Raw genomic sequence first — 20,195 nt, 5'->3', positions numbered from 1 at the left:
AACCGGACCACCGACGGCATCGTTGAAACAAGGAGATTCACATGCCGTTGCTGGACTTTGCTGCTATCGCCAAACAATTGCCCGACAGCTGGAAATCAACACGCTTGGGCCAGGTCGGCCCGGCGCGGATCAAGGTGTTGCGCATGGATGAGCAGGCGTATGAGGAAGAGACCCATGACTACAACGAAGGGCTGTTTGTGGTCAGCGGTCATTTGCAACTGAGCATCGACAACCAGGAAATCCGAGTGAATGCCGGCCAGATGTACCTCGTGCAAGCCGGTACGGCCCATAGCGTGCTCGCGGGCAGCCATGGAACTTTGGTAATCATTGATGTCTAGAGACATCCAGTAATACCCAACCTTTGCAATTGCTTACAAATACCGCCAACCTTCGCGCCCCCGACGCGTGGCGTGCGTCATTGCCCACGCCCGCGTGTCTTTAATAAACAATCCGTACAAGAGCCTGCTGCCATGCTGAACGGACGCGACCCGCGCATCGATTTTTTTCGGGGCCTGGCGTTGATCTTCATTTTCTGGGATCACGTCCCCCACAATCCCCTCGGCCAGATCACCCTGCGTAACATCGGTTTCAGTGACGCTGCGGAAGTCTTTGTGTTCCTCGCCGGCTTCGCCTCGGTGATGGCCTACGGCAAAGTCCTGCAACGCGAAGGCTACTGGATGGCCTGCCTGAAAATCCTGCGACGCACCTGGGTGCTGTACGTGGTCCACATCTTTTTGCTGGCGATGCTGATGGGCATCGTGTTCTTCGCCAACAGCCACGTCGAGACGCGTGACCTGGTGCAAGAAATGGGCATGACCCACTTCATCACTCACCCGCAACAGGCGTTGCTGGATGAGTTGCTGTTGCGCTTCAAACCCAACCTGATGGACCCCTTGCCGCTGTACATCGTGTTGCTGGCCAGCCTGGCACTGGTACTACCGCTGATGATGCGCAGCCCCCTTGTGGTCGTGGCTGTGTCGCTGACCGTTTACTTGCTGGCGCCCTGGATGGGTTGGAACCTGCGGGCCATCGAGGACGGCGTGTGGTATTTCAACCCGATTACCTGGCAGTTGCTGTTTGTACTGGGCGGGGCTGCGGCGATTCATAGTCAGCGCAAAAAGCCCGTCGAGCCTCGTCCCTTGTCACGTCAGCCGATGTTTATCGCGGCAGCGGTATATGTGCTGATCACCGGCATTCTGACCCTGTCGTGGCGTTGGCCTGAGCTCCACGACGCCGTCATGCCAGCCGTGATCAGCGAGCTGATCTACCCGATCAGCAAAACAGACCTTTCACCCGTGCGCCTGCTGCACTTCCTGGCCCTGGCCTACGTCACCGCCAAGCTGCTGCCGGGCGCAGGCTGGACGCAAAATCCGCTCGCCGCACAGGTGTGCCGAATGGGCCGGTTTTCTCTGGAAGTTTTCTGCTTGGGCGTGTTGCTCGCCCCCTTGGCCGACATGCTCAATGCCATGGCCGGCGATGCACTGGCAATGCAACTGCTGACCGCGTGGGTGGGCGTGGTGCTGATGGCCGCACTGGGCGCCTGGCTGGAGTTGAACAAGCGGCTGAGCCAGCGCCGCGCGAATTGACTTAGGTAACGCCCGCATCGCGCGGGCGTGCGTATTCGTGCGTTCAATTTGTTGACCCGCGCGCCTCAAAGCTTGGCGCAACGGGCCAACCAAGGATCACGCCGATGGCGAGGCAACATGCCCGGCGTTGGTCGGTTGCAGCTTGAAGACGTAGAACAGCACCGTCAGCAGCACCAGGAACGCAGGCCCTACGTAAAGCGCCACACGGGTATCCGGGAAGTACGCCATCAAGCCTACGACCAGCACCAGGAACGCCAACGCCAAGTAGGAACTGACCGGGTACAGCCACATGCGGTACTTGAGCGCCGCCTGCTCGGCTGGGCTCAAGCCTTTGCGGAACTTGAGCTGGGCCAGCAGGATCATCAGCCAAGTCCAGATCGCGCCGAAGGTGGCGATGGACGTCACCCACACGAACACCTGATCCGGTACCAGGTAGTTGAGCAGCACGCCCAACAGCAAGGCAAAGATCGACAACAACAGCGCCTTGCGGGGTACACCATTGCTTGAAGTGGTGCCGAAGGTGGCCGGTGCCTGGCCGTTCTGCGCCAGGCTGTAGAGCATGCGCCCGGTGCTGAAGATGCCACCGTTGCACGACGACAGCGCAGCGGTGATCACCACGAAGTTGATGATGCCTGCGGCGGTCTTGATGCCCAAGCGCTCGAAGGTCATCACGAACGGGCTGCCCTGGGTGCCGATTTCATTCCACGGGTAGATCGACAAAATCACGAACAACGCGCCGACGTAAAACAGCAGGATGCGCCAGAACACCGAGCCGATCGCACTGGGGATGGTCTTCTGCGGGTTGCGTGCTTCACCGGCGGTGAGGCCGATCATCTCGACGCCCAGGTAGGCGAACATCACCATTTGCAGGGACATCAGCACGCCTTGCACGCCATTGGGCATGAAGCCGCCGTGAGTCCACAGGTTGGAAATACCCAGCGCCACGCCGTCGTTGCCAAAGCCGAAGGCAATGATGCCGACACCTCCGATGACCATCGCAATGATCGTGACGATCTTGATCAGCGCGAACCAGAATTCGAATTCACCAAAGGCTTTTACCGCGATCAGGTTGATCGTACCCATGCTGATCAGCGCCGCCAGGGCCCAGATCCAGCGCGGCGTGTCGGGGAACCACACGCCCATGTACACCGCCACGGCGGTGATCTCCGCAACGCAGGTCACCAGCCACAGGAACCAGTAGTTCCAGCCAGTCAGGAAGCCCGCCAACGGGCCGAGATAGTCTTGGGCGTAACGGCTGAACGAGCCGGCGACGGGGTTGTGCACCGCCATCTCGCCGAGGGCGCGCATGATCACCAGGATTGCCAGGCCGCCGATGATGTACGACAGCATGATCGCCGGGCCGGCCATTTCGATGGCCTTGGCCGAGCCGAGGAACAGGCCGACACCGATACAGGCGCCGAGGGCCATCAGGCGAATGTGCCGTTCACCGAGTTCGCGTTTGAGCGGGCCGCCTTGAGCGGTCTCGCCATGGGGCAGTGGGTTGCCGACTGGCATAGGGGTACAACCTCATTTTGTTATTGGATTATCCGCAGAGTCTCCAGGGGCAGGCGGGTAAGCCTGCGCCCTTGCCGAAACCGGGGCCGCCTCATGGACGGGCCCTTCTTGCCAGGCAAGATCAACGGGGCGTGCAGTATAAAAAGCCCGGCTCAGGGCCTTTCACTATAAAAGCAGATCAATTTAGTGAAACAACCCGCAATAATCCAACTTTACAGGAGCATATAACCTACACCGAGCGTCAAAACGTCGCAGTACATTCCAAGAAACATCCGACAAACAAAACACATTTCCCTCACAAGCAGCCCTCAACGACTAAGCTTCCAGCAAGTCCGATCAATCTGCGTGAAGGGATCAATCGACTATGGGCGCACTGTGGCAAACCGAATCGAGCAAGGCTGCGAAAGTACAAGGCAGTTCGGACCCAGCGCCTTTACCCAAAAATAAACCCCGGCCCCGCTACTGGCTCCGGTTGTTCTGGCTGATCGTACTGATCGCATTGATTGCCCTGGGTTTTGCCGCCAGCAAAGAGATGCGCACCTCACGCCTGCAGGCCCAGGAACTCAGCCGCCTGGCCCGCGACCTTACCTACCAGGTAAAACCCGGTGCCAGTGATGCCATGGTCTATCCCGGTGCCGGCCCCTTCGACCGACGCCTGGGCTACAGCGACCTCGGCACGTTCCTACCGCGCCTGCTCAAGCGCGGTTATGTGATCCAGGATCAGTCGCGCTTTTCACCGCAACTGATGGACTACAGCGCCAAAGGCCTGTTTGTACCCTACGCGGAAAAGATCCAGGCCGGGCTGTCCATTACCGATTGCCGCGCCGTCCCGCTGTACCAATACAACTACCCGCAACAGCTCTACGACAGCTTCGCGTCGATCCCGCCGCTGGTGATCAACAGCCTGCTGTTTATCGAAAACCGCGACCTGCTTGACCCCGCCCAACCGCAAGCCAACCCGGCCGTAGACTGGCCGCGTTTTGCCAAGGCCGCGTGGTCGCAAGTCGCCAAATTGCTGCACTTGCCCGGCCAAAGCGCCGGCGGCAGTACCCTGGCCACTCAACTGGAAAAATATCGGCACTCGCCGGATGGCCTGACCGTATCGGGCGGGGAAAAACTGCGGCAGATGTTTTCTGCTGCCGTGCGCGCCTATCACGATGGCCCCGACACTTTGCCTGCACGTAAAAATATCCTGCGCGATTACCTCAACAGCGTGCCCCTGTCGGCAGTCCCGGGGCATGGCGAAGTGCATGGCATGGCCGAGGGGTTGCGGGTGTGGTACGGCGCCGATTTCAACACGGTCAACCAGGCGTTGCGCGGCCCGGTAAACGCGGAGCAAGGCCTGGCCCTGAGGGAAGTGCTGTCGCTGATCATCGCCCAGCGCCGACCGTCGCATTACCTGGCCAAAGGGCGTGATGAGCTGGCGCAACTCACCGACGCCCACCTGCGCCTGCTGGCTCAGAACAGGGTGATCACACCTGCGCTGTTGAAGGTGGCACTGGCAAGCAAGGTCACTTACCGCGACTGGGTGCAACAACCCACGGTGCAGCCGATCGAGACCAACAAGGGCATCAGCGTTGCACGCAGCCGCCTGGCCGCCCTGCTCGACCGACCACTGTACGACCTCGACCGCCTCGATCTCTCTGCGACGACTACCCTGCAAGCGCAACTGCAGGGTCAGGTCAGCGACTACCTCAAGCATTTGGCAGACCCCGACTACGCCCGCCAACTTGGCCTGCTCGGTGAGCGCCTGCTCACGCCGGCCAGCACTGCGCAAGTGCGCTACAGCTTCACCTTGTTTGAGCTGACGCCAGACGGTTCACGGGTGCGCGTGCAAACCGACAACACCGACCAGCCCTTCGACATCAACGAAGGCAGCAAGCTGGAACTGGGCTCCACCGCCAAGCTGCGGGTGCTCACCACCTACCTGCAAATCATCACCGAGCTGCACGACAAATACGCCGCGCAAGCTCCGGCTGCGCTGAAAAAAATCGCGGTGGATGACCAGGACCGCTTGAGCCGCTGGGCCCTCGACTACCTGATCCAGGCACCGGACAAGTCTCTAGCCAAAATGCTCGACGCCGCCCTCGACCGCACATATTCGGCCAGCCCCGCCGAGAGTTTTTTCACCGGCGGCGGCCTGCACCGTTTCCATAACTTCCGTAGCCAGGACAACGGCCGCAGTCCCAGCTTGCGCGATGCGTTGCGTGAGTCGATCAACCTGCCGTTCATTCGCCTGATGCGCGACGTAGTGCGCTACGTCACCTACTCAGGCGAGAACAATAGCGCCGAGTTGCTCAAGGACGACAACGACCCGCGCCGCCAGGAATACCTCGCTGGTTTCGCCGACCGCGAAGGCACGACCTTCCTGCGCAAGTTCTGGAAGAAGTACCAGAAGAAAGACACCCAGGCGCGCCTCGAAACCTTCCTCGACAGCCTGCGCCCCACGCCGATTCGCCTGGCCGCGGTGCACCGCTATCTGCTGCCCAATGCCAGTCAGGAGAGCTTCAACTTGTTTGTGCGTTCACACCTGAACGGTGTCAAAACCACAGAAAAACTCACCGACGAACGCCTGCAAAAACTCTACAAAGACTACGGCCCCGGCACCTACGACCTACCTGACCAAGGCTATATCGCCAAGGTGCACCCGCTGGACTTGTGGCTGTTGGGCTACTTGCTCAACCATCCCGAGGCGACCTTCACTGAAGTGGTCAAGGCCAGCCAGTTCGAACGCCAGGAGGTCTACAGCTGGCTGTTCAAGAGCCGCCATCAAAGCGCACGCGACAGCCGCATCCGCACCATGCTGGAGATCGAGGCGTTCCTCGATATTCATCAACGCTGGCAGGCCGTGGGGTATCCGTTCGACCATCTGGTGCCGTCCCTGGCAACCGCTATCGGCAGCTCCGGTGACCGCCCTGCGGCCCTGGCAGAACTGATGGGCATCATCCTCAATGACGGCGTACGGCCCCGCGTGTTGCGCATCGACACCCTGCATTTTGCCGCCGACACGCCTTACGAAACCCGTGTGGTCAACGACCCTGCACCGGGCAAGCGAGTGATGCCGATCGAGGTTGCCCAGGCCTTGCGCGGCGCGCTGTCCCAGGTAGTGGATGCCGGCACCGCCAAACGCGTGGCTGGCAGTTTCAAACTGGCCGACGGCACCCCGCTGGCCATGGGCGGCAAGACCGGCACCGGGGATAACCGTATCGAAGCGATTGGCGCAGGGGGCCGGATTCTCAGCTCAAAATCCATCAACCGTACGGCGACCTTCGTGTTCTACCTGGGCGAGCATCACTTCGGCACGCTGACCGCGTTTGTCCCCGGTCAATCCGCCGAACACTTCACCTTTACCTCGGCGTTGCCCGTGCAGGTGCTCAAGGGCATGGCGCCGATCCTGATGCCCTACTTGCAACCGGGTGACCGCACTCAATGCCTGCCAGGACCGCTTACTGACGGTGCTGCGACGCTCTGACAATAAGCGCCGCCTTGGATGATAGTGGTGGCTTGCCCGGGCTTCTAAATTGGTCTCTCCGCAAACCGCATCAGAGACCCGTTATGGATATCCGAATCAACCACCGCAACATGACCCGCGAACAGAAAAACACCTTGGTCGAAGCCATGCTGCGCTTGAAAAACGACACGCCCAGCGTGCTGCGCCCCGGCCATCAAAACCGCTATGACGATTTTGTGCAGGTGCATAAAAACGCCATGGGCGGCCCCGGCCAGTTCGCGCCCATGCCGCACCGCAGCCCACTGTTTTTCCCTTGGCATCGGGTGTTCCTGCGCCAGTTCGAACGCGCCCTGCAAATCACCGCGAATGACACCAGCATCACCTTGCCGTTCTGGGACTGGACCCTGAACGGCCCCAACGATCCCTTCACCTCGAGCTTTCTCGGCGGCAATGGCGACCGCGCCCAAGATGATCGCGTAGTCACCGGCCCGTTCGCCCAACAAGCCGGGCGCTTCGACGTAAATATCTGGGACCTGGACATCGGTGACCCCGGCCTGCGACGTGAATTTGGCAATGAAGCCGGTGCCCATCTGCCAGATAACGACCAGGTGAGCGCCGCCTTGTCGAAAACGCCCTACGCCGGCGGCCCAGACAGTTGGGTGAATTTTTGCGAAGGCATGCTGCATGACCCTGTGCATCGATGGGTGGGAGGCAATATGTCGTTTCCCACCTCACCGAATGACCCAGTGTTCTTCCTTCATCACTGCTACCTCGACCTGTTGTGGGAACGCTGGAAGCGCCAGCACCCAACCAGTGCCCCTTACTTGCCGCAAAACGGCGTCCCCGGCATGGATCAGGAGGCAACACTGGTGTTTCACGCCACCGGCAGCACGGCACCCTGGGAGAAGACCTGGACCGTGAACGAGGTGATAACCACCGAAGCCCTGGATTACACCTATGGGGTGTTCACCAGCCCGCCACCGACCTGCCTGCCTCAACCACCGGTCTGCCAGCCCACACCTGGCCCTGTCGTAGACCTTATCGCTGACGAAGTAACTATCTAACCCCTGGGGCCCGCCCTGCCTCCCTAGGCTGATGGCCTTGTCCACGACTCAAGGTCATCCGCCATGCCTGCCACACCGGATAAAGGTCCGCATTACTCATTGATCCAAAACAACCTGCCCGACTGGCTGCACACCGCCGCCTGGTCACGGGCACAGGCGCTGGGCCAAGCCCCATTGGGGCTACTGCCCGAACTTTCGCGCGCGCCCGCCGCGCTACATGCCCCGCTCAAAGTCGCCAACGCCGGGGCCTGGGCCGCCCAAAACACGGTCGATCAACGCTTGAAGGCGCTGCAAGACGTGTACGCATTTGCCGAACCCTTGCTGACCGCCGCCCTGCAGCAGCGCTACGCGTTGACGCTGGATGTACGCGCCACCCATCTGTTTCTGGTCAGTGCCAAGGGTTCATTTCTCCAGGGCAGTACCAGCCGCACCGTGTCGTTGCTTAATGCTGCCCTGCGAAATTTCTCCAGCGATGAACATTTCAGCGACAGCTCTCGCTACATCAGTCAACCGGACGCCCTTGGGCACTTTGAGATCGAGGCGCACCTTAGCCGGATGAGCATCGAGCAATTCATCGCCCTATGCCGCGAACTGGACCTCGGTGCTCAATACGCACGTCACCTGCAACAATACCTGTTGCCACCACTGGAAGCCGACCGGCAAAGCCTGCAAGCCGAGGTCATCGCCAGCCAGCAGGCGGCACTGAACAGCGCTACGCACCTGGCCCAATTGCGCGGCGACATCGAGCCGCAGGTTTTCCACCTGCTGCAACGTTGCGTGAAGGGTGAGCGCGGTGTGATGCATTTTTATCGATTGCGCATCATGGACACGCTGTTGACCGGCATCCTGTTGATCGCCGCTGATCTTGACCTGGCGAAGGACATCATGCCGGTGGTGGTGTATATCCCCCATGATCCCCACGGTGCGATCCAGGCTTACCCCAGCACGCTGGCGTTTCGTGATGCACTGGCAAAGAAGCTGCAGGACCCTACCTATCGGCAGTTCTTCAGTCGGTTTGTGGACCAGCAACAACGGGGAGTCTTCATCGAGGGCCTGCAACAACGCGCGCCCTACAGCGCAAGCCGCATCGACGGCGAGTTGTGGCCGCAGATGTACCAGGCAGCGCTGAATAAAATGCTCAACGACGGCCGTGAACTGGCAGTGTCTACGGCAGATGCCGATAGCCAAGCGCGCTGGGCCTGGTGGGACTCGTTCAGTCATACCCTTGAGGGTGCACTCAACGTGGCGCTGATGGTCATCACGCCGTTCGTGCCGTTGTTGGGGGAGATGATGCTGGCCTACACCGCCTACCAACTGCTGGATGAAGTGGTGGAAGGCGCAGTTGACCTGGCCGAGGGCCAAGCGCTGGAAGCTGCAGGGCATTTAGTGGGCGTAGTGAGTGACGTGGTGCAATTGGCGACGTTCGGTGTTGGCGGCAAACTGGCCCAGTCGGCATTCGTCAACCAACTCAAGGCGATCGAGGTCAACGGCAAGACGCGACTGTGGAACCCTGATCCGACGCCGTATCAGCAGGCCGTGCAATTACCGGCTGACTCCCTGCCGGACGAGTTGGGCGTACACACGCACGCAGGGCAAAAAATCTTGCCGCTTGACGGCGCACAGTATGCCCTGAAGCTCGAACCTGCCGGCGATCAGCATCGCATCCTGCACGCCACCCGCGCCGACGCCTACACGCCCACGATCCGCCGCAACACCAGCCCGCAAGCCTGGAGTGACCGACGGAGCCTTCTCGAATTGGGGCCGTTCAACGACGACCAGCAGCAACAGATCATTGCCACCAGTGGCCTTGATCATGACGTGCTGCGCGCTGTACAGGCCGACCAGGTAGCCGCGCCGCTACTGGATGAAACGCTCAAGCGCATGCGGCTGAATCAGCAGGCCGCGCAACTGCCCGAACGGCTGCGCGCCGGCGAACCGGTTGATCAGGACACCTATTGGAGCCCCTACATCGCCCGCGAACTGCCGGGCTGGCCACAGGAGCGGGCGATCCTGGTGTATGAAAACGCTGATCTCAGCGGCGACCACCTGCGCTTTGGCGAAATCGATGCGCCGCACACGGTGGCCATCAGCCGTGACGATTTGAACCTAGGCAAATTACCCGAACGCCTGGTAGACGCCCTGGACAGCACACAGCTCACAAGCCTGTTGGGCGAGCTGCCAGAAGACCGCACGGCGCAAATCGGTGCACTGCGCAATCGCCTGGCCGACCAGTTTGCTCAACGCAGGGGTTCATTGTTTGCTTACCTGTACCGCAGCAGTGAAGACCTCACCACCGAGCGCGGCCTGCGGGTGCGTGAAGCCTGCCCCGGACTGCCGAAAACGCTAGTGAACAACGTACTCAGCCACGCGTGGCCAGATGAGCTGACCACCCTCGACACCGAACAGCACCTGCCCCTGCGCCTGAAAAACCTCGCCCGGGAACTGCACGGGCAAGCCCAGGTTGCCGAGGCGCTTCAGGGTTTTTATGACCCTCAGTTGCTCGGCCCAAGCACCGAGCAGATGGTCCTCGATACTCTGCGCGTGTACAGCGACAGCCTAGAAGATTGCCGCATCGAAATCCGCCAGCACTCGCCCATCGCCAACGTGCGTGCCAGTGCTGGGCCGCAAAACGCTCGCGCCCAACGGCTGCTTCTGAAAAAAGACCGACACTATGAGGTTTACGACAATGGTCAGCCCCGGGGGAAGCAGGTCAGCGATTTGTTCGACGCCGTGCTTGACGCACTGCCCCCGCACAAAACCAAGACCCTGGGTTACGCACCGGGTGAGGGTGCAGCATTCAAAGGCTGGGTAATCGACACATTGCGCACGCCGCAACAGCGTCGCGCGCTGTGGACGGATTCGCCGGTCGGGGAAGCGCCGCCCACTGACACCCTGGTACTTCTGCAAAAACCCATGCATCGCGCGGCGGCCTGGCTGTGTGACTTGTTTCCCAGCCCATTGGAACAAAGGGTCAAGACGCTTTACCCGTATGCCGAGCAAACCGTGATCGACACCTACCTGCAGACCCTCGCCGACCCGCTGCAACGCCAGCGCTTCGAGGCCCGAGAGCTTGAGAAGGATGAGTTACACCGCGACCTCACGCAATGGATCGCCCGCGCGCCGGACGATGAACCGACAGACATCGGCGAACAGCGCCTGTACCTGGCCAAATCGTTGCTGCGGGCCTGGGAAGAAAACATCGACGCAGACGAAACCGGCATTCGCCTGAGCATACGTAGCGTATGGCTGCCCGGATTGCTGGAAAACCTGCGGCTGAGCGCCAACTTCGATCATGTGCTGCACCTGGATTTGATCGACGCCCAACTATTGGATACCGATACGTCATTTCTCACGAACTTCCCGCGGCTGATCAGCCTCAGCCTGCGCAATAACAAACTGACCCGATTGCCACCTTCCCTGAGGGGCATGACGTCACTGATGCGCTTGAGCCTGGAGAACAACCCCATCACATGGGACGCCGCCGGCTTGAGTCAACTCGCCGAAATGTCCCAACTGCGGCAACTGAACCTGAGCCATAACCGTGGTTTGACCCGCGCGCCAGACCTGAGTGGCCTGGTGCAGTTGGAAGCCTTGTCGTTGAACAACACCAACATCAGCGAATGGCCTGACGGTTTGTTCGAACAGTCCAGGCCTTGGGGCTTTTACCTGGACGTACAAAACACCGCCATCAACAGCGTGCCGCAATTTTTGCCCTGGACGCCCGAAGCCGAAGTGGTGGCCTGGGCCCGCCTTGACCGCAACCGTTTGAGCGCGAGCGCCGAACAGCGGTTGATCAGTTACCGACTGGCAGCCGGTTTGGACCCTTACCGTACGTATCCGCCCAAAGGCGACAGCCAATTCTGGCTGGCCAACCAACCATTGGCGCGTCAAGAAAAATTGAAACAACAGTGGCTGGACCTTGAACAGGAGCACGGCGCCCAAGGTTTCTTCGAGGTTCTGAAAAGCCTGGAGCATTCGGACGTGTTTGAAGACGCGCGCGACGAAGCACGTTACGAAGACGGCCGCGCGCAACTGACCGACAAAGTCTGGCGCATGCTGCGGGCCATGCACGGCGACCACGCACTGCGTTCGCGCCTGTTTTTGATGGCTGGCAACCCGGTCACCTGCGCCGATGCCGGAGCACACATCTTTAATGCGATGGGGGTCGAGGTGCGTTTAGCAGAGATCAGCCGGGAACCATCCGCCCTCCTGCGCGAGCGCGAACTGGTCGGGCTGGCCCGGGGCAAGTCACGCCTGGACCGGCTCAACCGGTTCGCCCAGGCCGATATCCGCCAACGCATCGCACCGGTCTCGGACGGCGGACAAGGCCTGCGTTTCAGCACGCAGTTGGTTGACGGCGTACCTGGCACGGTGGATGAAGTAGAGGTTTACATGGCCTATCACAGCGCCTTGCAAGGCCGCCTGAAACTGCCTTGGGTGTCGCCGCACATGCGCTATCGGACCACGGCCGATGTCGGCCTGACACAGCTGGAAAATGCGTTCGATCATGTGTTGGGGCAGGAAGTCGGCGACGGGCTGGTAACAGCCCTGTTGGAACAACCGTTTTGGGAGCAGTACCTGCGCGAAACCCATGCGCAGCGTTTCCAGGCCAGCCTCGACCGCGCCCATGCACTGAGCGATCCACTCGATGACCTGCTGTTTGCCCAAAACCAATGGGCCGGTGCGACGGCTGCGGAACGCATCACCCTACGATCCGACCTGCTGGCCCTGGCCGATGCCCTGGGCGTGCCTCACGCCGAAGTGCTCAGTGGCCAGCCGATGACGACGCAGGCCTACGAACGCATTCTTGCCAGCGGTTTCAGCGAGGACATCCCCAGCGAATCGAACCTGGCTCGAGACCTGACCCGTAAAGCGCTGCAGCGGCTGGATGCGCATGAGGCCGGCACTCTCTAAAGGGGGGATCCAAATTAGTTGTGGGAGCTGACCGTTTGTCGGAGCGCGTTGCGCACCATATAAGATATATCTTACGTTATATCTAGACACACACAGAGGCTCCCACCTATGCGAGACCATCCTCATCAGCGCGACGGCTTTGACCCGCGCGCAGGCCGCGGTCGCGGCCCCCGGGTGTTTGCACCCGGCGACTTGAAATTGCTGCTGCCGGCGCTGATCGCCGAGCAGCCCTGCCACGGCTACGACCTGATCCGCCAGATCGAAAGCCTGTTCGACGGCGCCTACACCCCAAGCCCCGGCGTGATCTACCCCACCCTGACCTTTCTGGAAGAAAGCGATTTGATCCAGGGCGACGCCGATGGCGGAAAAAAACGCTACACAATTACCGACGCCGGTCGTCTCTTCTTAAGCGAGCAGCAGGTGGCGTTGGACGGCGTGCGCATGCGCATCGATGTGAGCAAACGCTCATTGCGCGGCCATGACCGCCCGCCCGAAATCCACGAGGCGGTGCATAACCTGCGTCACGCCTTGCACTCGCACCACGGGCGCTGGAGCCCGGAAGAAATCGTTCGTGTCGCGGCGCTGCTCAATCGCACCGCTCAAGCCATTGCCGACGGGAAAGACCAATGAATAGCCAAGTGATCCACCGCGTAAGCCACGAAATCAAACGCCGCCGTCTTGAAGTACTGCGAGTGGTCGATATCACCCCGCGCATGCGCCGCATCACCTTGGGTGGACCTGAGCTGGCGGGGTTTGTCAGCCTGGGCAGTGACGACCACATCAAGCTGCTGTTCCCGCAGAACGCCGCCGAACAGGCCGCGCTGGAAAGCCCGACGTTCAACATCAAGGGTGACGGCCCGCAACCGGCGATGCGCGACTACACGCCACGCCGTTTCGACCTGAGCATCGGCGAGTTGGACATCGATTTTGTCCTGCATGGCGATGGCCCTGCGTCCACCTGGGCCGATCAGGTGCAGGTCGGCCAGCACCTGTATATCGGCGGGCCACGCGGCTCGATGATCGTGCCGGACATCTTCGACAGCTACCTGCTGATCGGCGATGAAACCGCCCTGCCCGCCATCGCACGGCGCCTGGAAGAGTTGCCGGCCGGGCGCACCGTACTGGCCGTGATTGAAATCGCCAACGCGGCAGAAAAGCAGGCGTTGAACAGTGCCGCGAACGTCGAAGTGATCTGGGTGATTCGTGGCCAGGACGACCTGCTGGAGACCGTGCAGAAACTGACGCTGCCAAGTGGCTCGCTGTACAGCTTTGTTGCCACTGAGACCAAGCTGTCACGCCAGGTTCGGCGGGTACTGCTGGATACGCACAAGGTCAATGAGGAGTTCCTCAAGGCCGTGGGTTACTGGCGTGCCGAAGGCAGCGAAGAAGAGTAAGCCTAGCGCGGTCCACACTGTGGGAGCGGGCTTGCTCGCGAATGCGTTGGGTCAGTCGGTACACGTGTGACTGATACACCGTATTCGCGAGCAAGCCCGCTCCCACATTTGGACCTGTGTCCACTCAGATTCGACGTGTTTTCAGGACGTTATCCAGCCCCAGCACCGTCAATGCAATCACGATGAACCCCGCCAATATCCCCCCGGCATTCACAAACACCTGTGGATAACCGAGCGCATCCACATCAATGAACGGGTACTGATACTGCCCGAGCAAATGCCCCCGCAGCAGCACATAGGCGAAGTACACCAACGGGTAGATCACCCAGGCGCCGATGTGTTTGAACCGCAGGCTGCCCTTGGGCACACACCGCCACCAGAAGATAAAAAACAGCGCCGGCATCACGTCGTGCAGCAGTTCGTCGGCGACAAATTGGAAGCCTTCGGGCTGCCACAAATGCCGCAGCAGCAGGTTGTAAGCCAGGCTCACCACCACGATGCTGACGGCGATACCGCTGCTGATTCCGGGTGCTAGAAAAAACCGCTTCGCGGCCGAATCACGCTGGACCAGGGCATAACTCAACACCACGACGACCAGAGTGTTGGTCAGCACGGTGAAGAAGCTGAAGAAGTTGATCAAGCCGCCCAGCAGGCTGGCGCCGGTGGACCAGCGCGAATAGAAAATCAGGTATTGCTGAATCGCCAGCCCCACCCAACCGGCCAGCGCCGCCATCGCGACAAAGCGCTTCACAGACTCAATCCAGCGGGCGTTTGGTGCGCATCAGCTTGACGTACAACCCTTCGACTTTTTCCCGCGCCCAGGGAGTTTTGCGCAGGAACGTGAGGCTCGACTTGATGCTCGGGTCGCTCTTGAAGCAGCGGATATCAATGCGCTCGGCCAGGCCGTCCCATTCGTAATGCTCCACTAGTGTGGTAAGGACGTGTTGCAGGGTCACGCCGTGAAGTGGGTCGTTGCTTGTCGCGGTCATGCCAGGCCTTTTGCAAAAAGAGGAAACACAGCCGCGCACCTTAGCCGACGGGGCGTACAGGTGGAAGCACCGCATTGAATATAGACCCTCGGGAAAAGTTCCCCTTTTCAGCGAAAAAAGAGATGTTATATTGTAACGATACTTATCAGATTGTTATGAAAAGTAACGTGCTCGATACCGTCTTAAGCCTGCTCTTTTTTGCCGTTTTGCCAAGGAATGTCCGATGTCCCTTTCTTCTCTGTGGCGCTTGACCCCGCTTGCCGCCGCCCTGCTGATCTGCTCCGAAGCCCACGCCCTGGAACTGCAACCTCAAGTCATCACTGGCAACCCGCTGGGCAGCGAACAACTCGCCTCGCCCACCACGGTGCTGGAAGGCGACGAGTTGACCCTGCAACAAAAAGGCAGCCTGGGTGAAACCCTCAACAAGCAGCCAGGCGTGTCCTCCTCGTACTTCGGCCCAGGCGCCAGCCGGCCGATTATCCGTGGCCAGGACGGCGACCGTATTCGCCTGTTGCGCAATGGCGTCGGCGCGCTGGATGCCTCGTCGCTGTCCTACGACCACGCCGTGCCGCTGGACCCGGTCAACGTCGACCGCATTGAAATCGTGCGCGGCCCGGCCGCACTGCTGTACGGCGGCAGTGCCATTGGTGGCGTGGTCAATACCTTCGACAACCGCATCCCCACCGAGGCCATCGAAGGCATCCACGGAGCCGGTGAATTGCGCTACGGCGGCGCCGACACCACCCGCAGCAGCGCGGGCAAGCTGGAAGCCGGCAACGGCACGTTTGCCTTGCACCTGGACGCCAATGCGCGGGAATTCAACGACCTGAAAATCCCAGGCCAGGCCCGCAGCCGCCACGCGCCGGAGAGCGACGACGCGCCCGGTAAGAATGGTCGCCTGGGCAACAGCGACGGGCGCCAGGACGGCGGCGCGGTGGGCGGTTCCTACACCTGGGACGACGGTTATGCCGGCCTGTCCTACAGCAACTACGACGCCAACTACGGCTCGCCCGCCGAGCAAGACGTGCGCATCCGCATGAAGCAGGACCACTACGCCTTCGCCTCCGAAGTGCGCAACCTGCAGGGCCCGTTCACCTCGGTAAAAGTCGATGCGGGCTACACCGACTACGAACACCGCGAAATCGAAGGCGGCGAGACTGGCACGATCTTCAAGAACAAAGGCTATGAAGCGCGCGTAGAAGCCCGTCACCAGCCTATAGGGCCGTTCAATGGCGTGGTCGGCGCGCAAGTTACCCGCAACGAATTCTCCGCCCTCGGCGAAGAAGCTTTCGTACCGCAGACCGACACCAACGCTGGCGCGCTATTTATCCTCGAAGAAATGCAGGCCACCGAACGCCTGAAACTCAGCCTCGGCGGGCGCCTGGAACACACCAGCGTCGACCCCGACGCCAAGGGCAACGAGCGTTTTGCCGGTGCCGACAAGAGCAATGATTTCACTGCCGGTAGCCTCTCGTCCGGCGCCGTGTACACCCTCACGCCCATCTGGTCCCTGGCCGCCACCCTGGGCTACACCGAGCGCGCGCCGACCTTCTACGAGCTGTACGCCAACGGCGCCCACGTCGCCACCGGCACCTACGAGTTGGGCGACGCCAACCTGAAGAAAGAAAAAGCCGTGTCCAGCGACCTGGCCCTGCGCTTTGACAACGGCACTCACAAGGGCAGCTTCGGCGTGTTCTACAGCCACTTCTCCAACTACATCGGCCTGCTGGGCAGCGGTCGCACGCTGAACGACGAGGGTGAAGAAGACGCCGGCGGCATCCCTGAGTACAAATATTCCGGTGTGCGTGCAAGGTTCGCCGGCTTCGAAGCCCAGGATCACTGGAAGCTCGGCGAAAGCGCCTACGGCAAGTTCGCCCTTGAACTGTCGGGTGACTACACCCGCGCCACCAACCTCGACACGGGCGAAGCCTTGCCACGCATCGCACCGCTGCGTGTGAACAGTGGCTTGCTGTGGGAACTGGACCGCTGGCAGGCGCGGATCGATGTTGAGCATGCCGCCGGGCAAGGCCGCGTGCCGGATAACGAAAGCGGCACCGACGGCTACACCACCCTGGGTGCCAGCGCGGGTTATCACTTCAACGTCGGCGGCAGCCAATGGCTGGCGTTTGTGAACGGTGAAAACCTGACCAACCAGACCGTGCGCTATGCCAGCTCGATCCTGCGCGACATTGCGCCGGCACCGGGGCGCAGTGTGCAGTTTGGTGTGCGCACCACCTTCTAAACCTCACTGCAGGTCCCCTGTGGGAGCGGGCTTGCTCGCGAATGCGTCGTGCCAGTCACTGATGATGTGGCTGATCCACCGCATTCGCGAGCAAGCCCGCTCCCACATTGGTTTCGCAGCGACGATTCGTCACTGTTACCAAATCTGAAATGATGCATCTTGCGATTTACCCTTTCTCTGCGCGCCCACTCCCTTTATCCTTCCCAGCAACAACCTGAAACGTTTCACGTCCCCGGTCGACCCCATCTTGCCGAATTTCCCTGCCTGCAAAGACAGCGCTGTCTCACCCCGACCTGCGCCTGGGAATAAATCGCCCGCCTGTGGATAACCACACTTATCCCCAGAAAAACCAAATAACGCTGAACCAAGCCCGTGCCGAATCGTCATCTACAGTGAAGCATGGGGTTACATAATTCCAACGTAACGGAGAAACACACTATGAGCACTGATGGTGCCTCAAGCCCAAGTCGCCTGCTGCCCAGGCTGCTAGGCGTCTTGCTGCTGATCATGGGCCTGGCCTTACTGGCCGGCGGCGTCAAGCTGAGCATGCTCGGCGGGTCGTTGTACTACCTGCTGGCCGGTATTGGCATCGCCCTGACCGGCCTGCTGCTGTTGGCTACCCATCGCGCCGCGCTGGGCCTGTACGCACTGGTGTTGTTCGCCAGCACCGTGTGGGCACTGTGGGAAGTCGGCCTGGACTGGTGGCAGTTGGTGCCGCGCCTGGCGCTGCTGTTCGCCTTGGGCATCGTCATGCTGCTGCCGTGGTTCCGTCGTCCGTTGCTGCGCACTCAACCTGCGCCATTGGGCACCGGCGCGCTGAGCATCGCCGTGGTATTGGCGGGTGCTACCGCGCTGGCCAGCCAATTCACCAACCCAGGTGAAATGGTCAAGACCGGCCAACTGGACCGCGACGCCGTACCGGGCATGGCCAGTGCTGCGCCGTCCCAGGCCGATGGCGACTGGAACTCCTATGGCCGTTCGGCCTTCGGTGATCGCTACTCGCCGCTGGCGCAGATCACCCCGGAAAACGCGCACAAACTGGTGCCAGCATGGACCTACCGCACGGGTGACATCCCTGGCCCGAACGATCCGGGTGAGACCACCGCGGAAAACACCCCGCTGAAAGTCAACGGCATGCTTTACGTGTGCACCCCGCACAGCCAAGTGATTGCCTTGGACCCGGACACCGGCAAGGAAATCTGGCGTTTCGATCCGAAGATCAGCAGCCAAGGCGCCGCGAACTTCAAGGGTTGGGCGCACATGACCTGCCGTGGCGTGTCGTATCACGATGATGCGGTGTACGCCTCCGAGCAGAGCCCGACCGGTTCCGCAAGCGCGGCCCCCGTCAGTGCCGTGTGCCCGAAACGCATCTTCGTGCCGACTGCCGATACCCGTCTGATCGCCCTCAACGCCGACACCGGCAAGATGTGCGAAGACTTCGGTGACAAAGGCCAGGTCGATCTGCGTGCCAACATCGGCAGCTTTGCCCCAGGCGGTTACTACTCCACTTCGCCACCGGCCGTGACCAAGAACCTGGTCGTGATCGGCGGCCACGTGACCGACAACGTCTCCACCGATGAGCCTAGCGGCGTGATCCGTGCGTTCGACGTGCACACCGGCAAACTGGTGTGGAACTGGGACAGCGGCAACCCGGACGACACTACCCCGTTGGCCGAGGGCAAGACCTACACTCGCAACTCGCCAAACATGTGGTCGATGTTCGCCGTGGATGAAAAACTCGGCACCCTGTACCTGCCAATGGGCAACCAGATGCCCGACCAGTACGGCGGCGACCGTACCCCGGACTCCGAGAAGTACAGCGCCGGCCTCACTGCCCTGGACATCGACAGCGGCCACGTGAAATGGACCTTCCAGTTCACTCACCACGACCTGTGGGACATGGACGTAGGCGGCCAGCCAACCCTGATCGACATCAAGACCGCTGACGGCGTGAAGCAAGCGGTGATGGCGTCGACCAAGCAAGGCAGCATCTACGTGCTCGACCGTACCAACGGCCAGCCAGTGGTGCCGATCAATGAAATTCCAGTACCGCAAGGTGCGGTGGCTGGCGATCACACCTCCCCGACTCAGCCCAAGTCCGACCTGAACTTCATGCCGCCGCCCCTCAAAGAGCGCGACATGTGGGGCGTGACGCCGTTCGACCAACTGATCTGCCGGATCGACTTCAAGTCGATGCGCTACGACGGTCCGTTCACCCCGCCATCGCTGCAAGGTTCGATCGTTTACCCAGGTAACTTCGGCGTGTTCGACTGGGGCGGCATTTCCGTCGACCCGGTACGCCAGATCGCCTTCGTGAACCCGAGCTACATGGCGTTCAAATCCAAGCTGATCCCGGCTGCCGACATTGCCAAACAAGGTCCACGTGTCAGCGAAACCGAAGGTGTACAGCCGAACAAAGGCGCGCCCTACGGCGTGATCCTCGAAGCACTGCTGTCGCCAATGGGCCTGCCGTGCCAGGCACCGGCCTGGGGTTATGTAGCGGCGGTCGACCTGACCACCCACAAAACCATCTGGATGCACAAGAACGGCACCGTGCGTGATAGCTCGCCGGTTCCAATCCCACTGACCATGGGCGTGCCTAGCCTGGGCGGTACGTTCACCACCGCCGGTGGCGTGTCGTTCCTCAGCGGTACCCTCGACCAGTACCTGCGTGCCTATGACGTGAAAAACGGCAAGCAACTGTGGGAAGGCCGCCTGCCAGCAGGCGCGCAAACCACCCCGATGACCTACACCGGTAAAGACGGCAAGCAGTACGTGCTGGTCATGGCCGGCGGTCACGGTTCCCTGGGCACCAAGCAGGGTGACTATGTGATGGCGTTCAAACTGCCGGATTAAGCGTCACTGGCAGTAATAAAAAGGCGGCGACCTGTTGAGGGTCGCCGCCTTTTTCATGTGTGACGAAGATCAAAATGTGGGAGCGGGCTTGCTCGCGAAGACGGCGTGTCAGTCACTGCAAATATTGACTGAACCACCGCATTCGCGAGCAAGCCCGCTCCCACAGGGGATCGGCGGTGTCCCC

12 protein-coding genes are annotated in these 20,195 nt (G+C 60.9%); 9 read left to right on the top strand and 3 right to left on the bottom strand.

All coding sequences use genetic code 11. The annotated features are described in order from the left end of the window. Nucleotides 1-41 precede the first annotated feature (41 nt). Both HF257_RS07190 and HF257_RS07185 read left to right on the top strand, forming a co-directional pair. Nucleotides 42-338 (top strand): cupin domain-containing protein, encoded by a 297-nt coding sequence (locus HF257_RS07190; protein WP_185707656.1) that lies wholly within the window; start codon nucleotides 42-44, stop codon nucleotides 336-338. Nucleotides 339-470: 132 nt separating this feature from the next. Then, nucleotides 471-1,586 (top strand): OpgC family protein, encoded by a 1,116-nt coding sequence (locus HF257_RS07185; RefSeq protein ID WP_185707658.1) that lies wholly within the window; start codon nucleotides 471-473, stop codon nucleotides 1,584-1,586. Between the two features lie 96 nt (nucleotides 1,587-1,682). On the opposite strand, the gene HF257_RS07180 is transcribed toward HF257_RS07185, so the two are convergent. Beyond that, the gene (locus HF257_RS07180; RefSeq protein WP_185707660.1) at nucleotides 1,683-3,101 is read right to left on the bottom strand and encodes an amino acid permease; all 1,419 of its coding nucleotides are present in this window, start codon (nucleotides 3,099-3,101) and stop codon (nucleotides 1,683-1,685) included. 364 nt (nucleotides 3,102-3,465) lie between these two features. Here HF257_RS07180 and HF257_RS07175 point away from each other — a divergent pair, with 364 nt between their 5' ends. From HF257_RS07175 to HF257_RS07155, 5 genes are all read left to right on the top strand, one after another. Further along, nucleotides 3,466-6,573, top strand: a complete 3,108-nt coding sequence (locus HF257_RS07175; RefSeq protein ID WP_185707662.1) for a transglycosylase domain-containing protein — start codon at nucleotides 3,466-3,468, stop codon at nucleotides 6,571-6,573. 83 nt (nucleotides 6,574-6,656) lie between these two features. After that, nucleotides 6,657-7,616, top strand: coding sequence for a tyrosinase family protein (locus tag HF257_RS07170; protein ID WP_185707664.1), 960 nt, complete (start codon nucleotides 6,657-6,659; stop codon nucleotides 7,614-7,616). A 63-nt stretch (nucleotides 7,617-7,679) separates the two neighbouring features. Then, nucleotides 7,680-12,530, top strand: a complete 4,851-nt coding sequence (locus HF257_RS07165; protein ID WP_185707666.1) for an NEL-type E3 ubiquitin ligase domain-containing protein — start codon at nucleotides 7,680-7,682, stop codon at nucleotides 12,528-12,530. A 108-nt stretch (nucleotides 12,531-12,638) separates the two neighbouring features. Then, on the top strand, nucleotides 12,639-13,160 hold the full coding sequence (locus HF257_RS07160; RefSeq protein WP_185707668.1) for a PadR family transcriptional regulator: 522 nt from the start codon (nucleotides 12,639-12,641) through the stop codon (nucleotides 13,158-13,160). After that, complete coding sequence (locus tag HF257_RS07155) at nucleotides 13,157-13,924, top strand: siderophore-interacting protein (RefSeq protein WP_185707670.1); 768 nt, start codon at nucleotides 13,157-13,159, stop codon at nucleotides 13,922-13,924. Before HF257_RS07160 ends, HF257_RS07155 begins: the two co-directional genes overlap by 4 nt. 124 nt (nucleotides 13,925-14,048) lie before the next feature. Here the strand turns inward: HF257_RS07155 and HF257_RS07150 are convergent, their stop codons facing one another. Next, nucleotides 14,049-14,675: a Pr6Pr family membrane protein gene (locus HF257_RS07150; RefSeq protein WP_185707672.1), complete on the bottom strand. Its 627-nt coding sequence runs from the start codon at nucleotides 14,673-14,675 to the stop codon at nucleotides 14,049-14,051. 4 nt (nucleotides 14,676-14,679) lie between these two features. Next, complete coding sequence (locus HF257_RS07145) at nucleotides 14,680-14,913, bottom strand: VF530 family protein (protein ID WP_017738479.1); 234 nt, start codon at nucleotides 14,911-14,913, stop codon at nucleotides 14,680-14,682. A 223-nt stretch (nucleotides 14,914-15,136) separates the two neighbouring features. Here HF257_RS07145 and HF257_RS07140 point away from each other — a divergent pair, with 223 nt between their 5' ends. Together HF257_RS07140 and HF257_RS07135 are read left to right on the top strand one after the other, a co-directional pair. Next, a complete protein-coding gene (locus tag HF257_RS07140) occupies nucleotides 15,137-17,155 on the top strand; it encodes a TonB-dependent receptor (protein WP_185707674.1) in 2,019 nt (672 codons plus the stop codon). A gap of 438 nt (nucleotides 17,156-17,593) precedes the next feature. Continuing rightward, nucleotides 17,594-20,011, top strand: a complete 2,418-nt coding sequence (locus tag HF257_RS07135; protein WP_185707676.1) for a glucose/quinate/shikimate family membrane-bound PQQ-dependent dehydrogenase — start codon at nucleotides 17,594-17,596, stop codon at nucleotides 20,009-20,011. Nucleotides 20,012-20,195: the final 184 nt, after the last annotated feature.

The organism is Pseudomonas cremoris (genome assembly GCF_014230465.1).
This window is presented reverse-complemented; position numbering and strand designations above follow the sequence as displayed.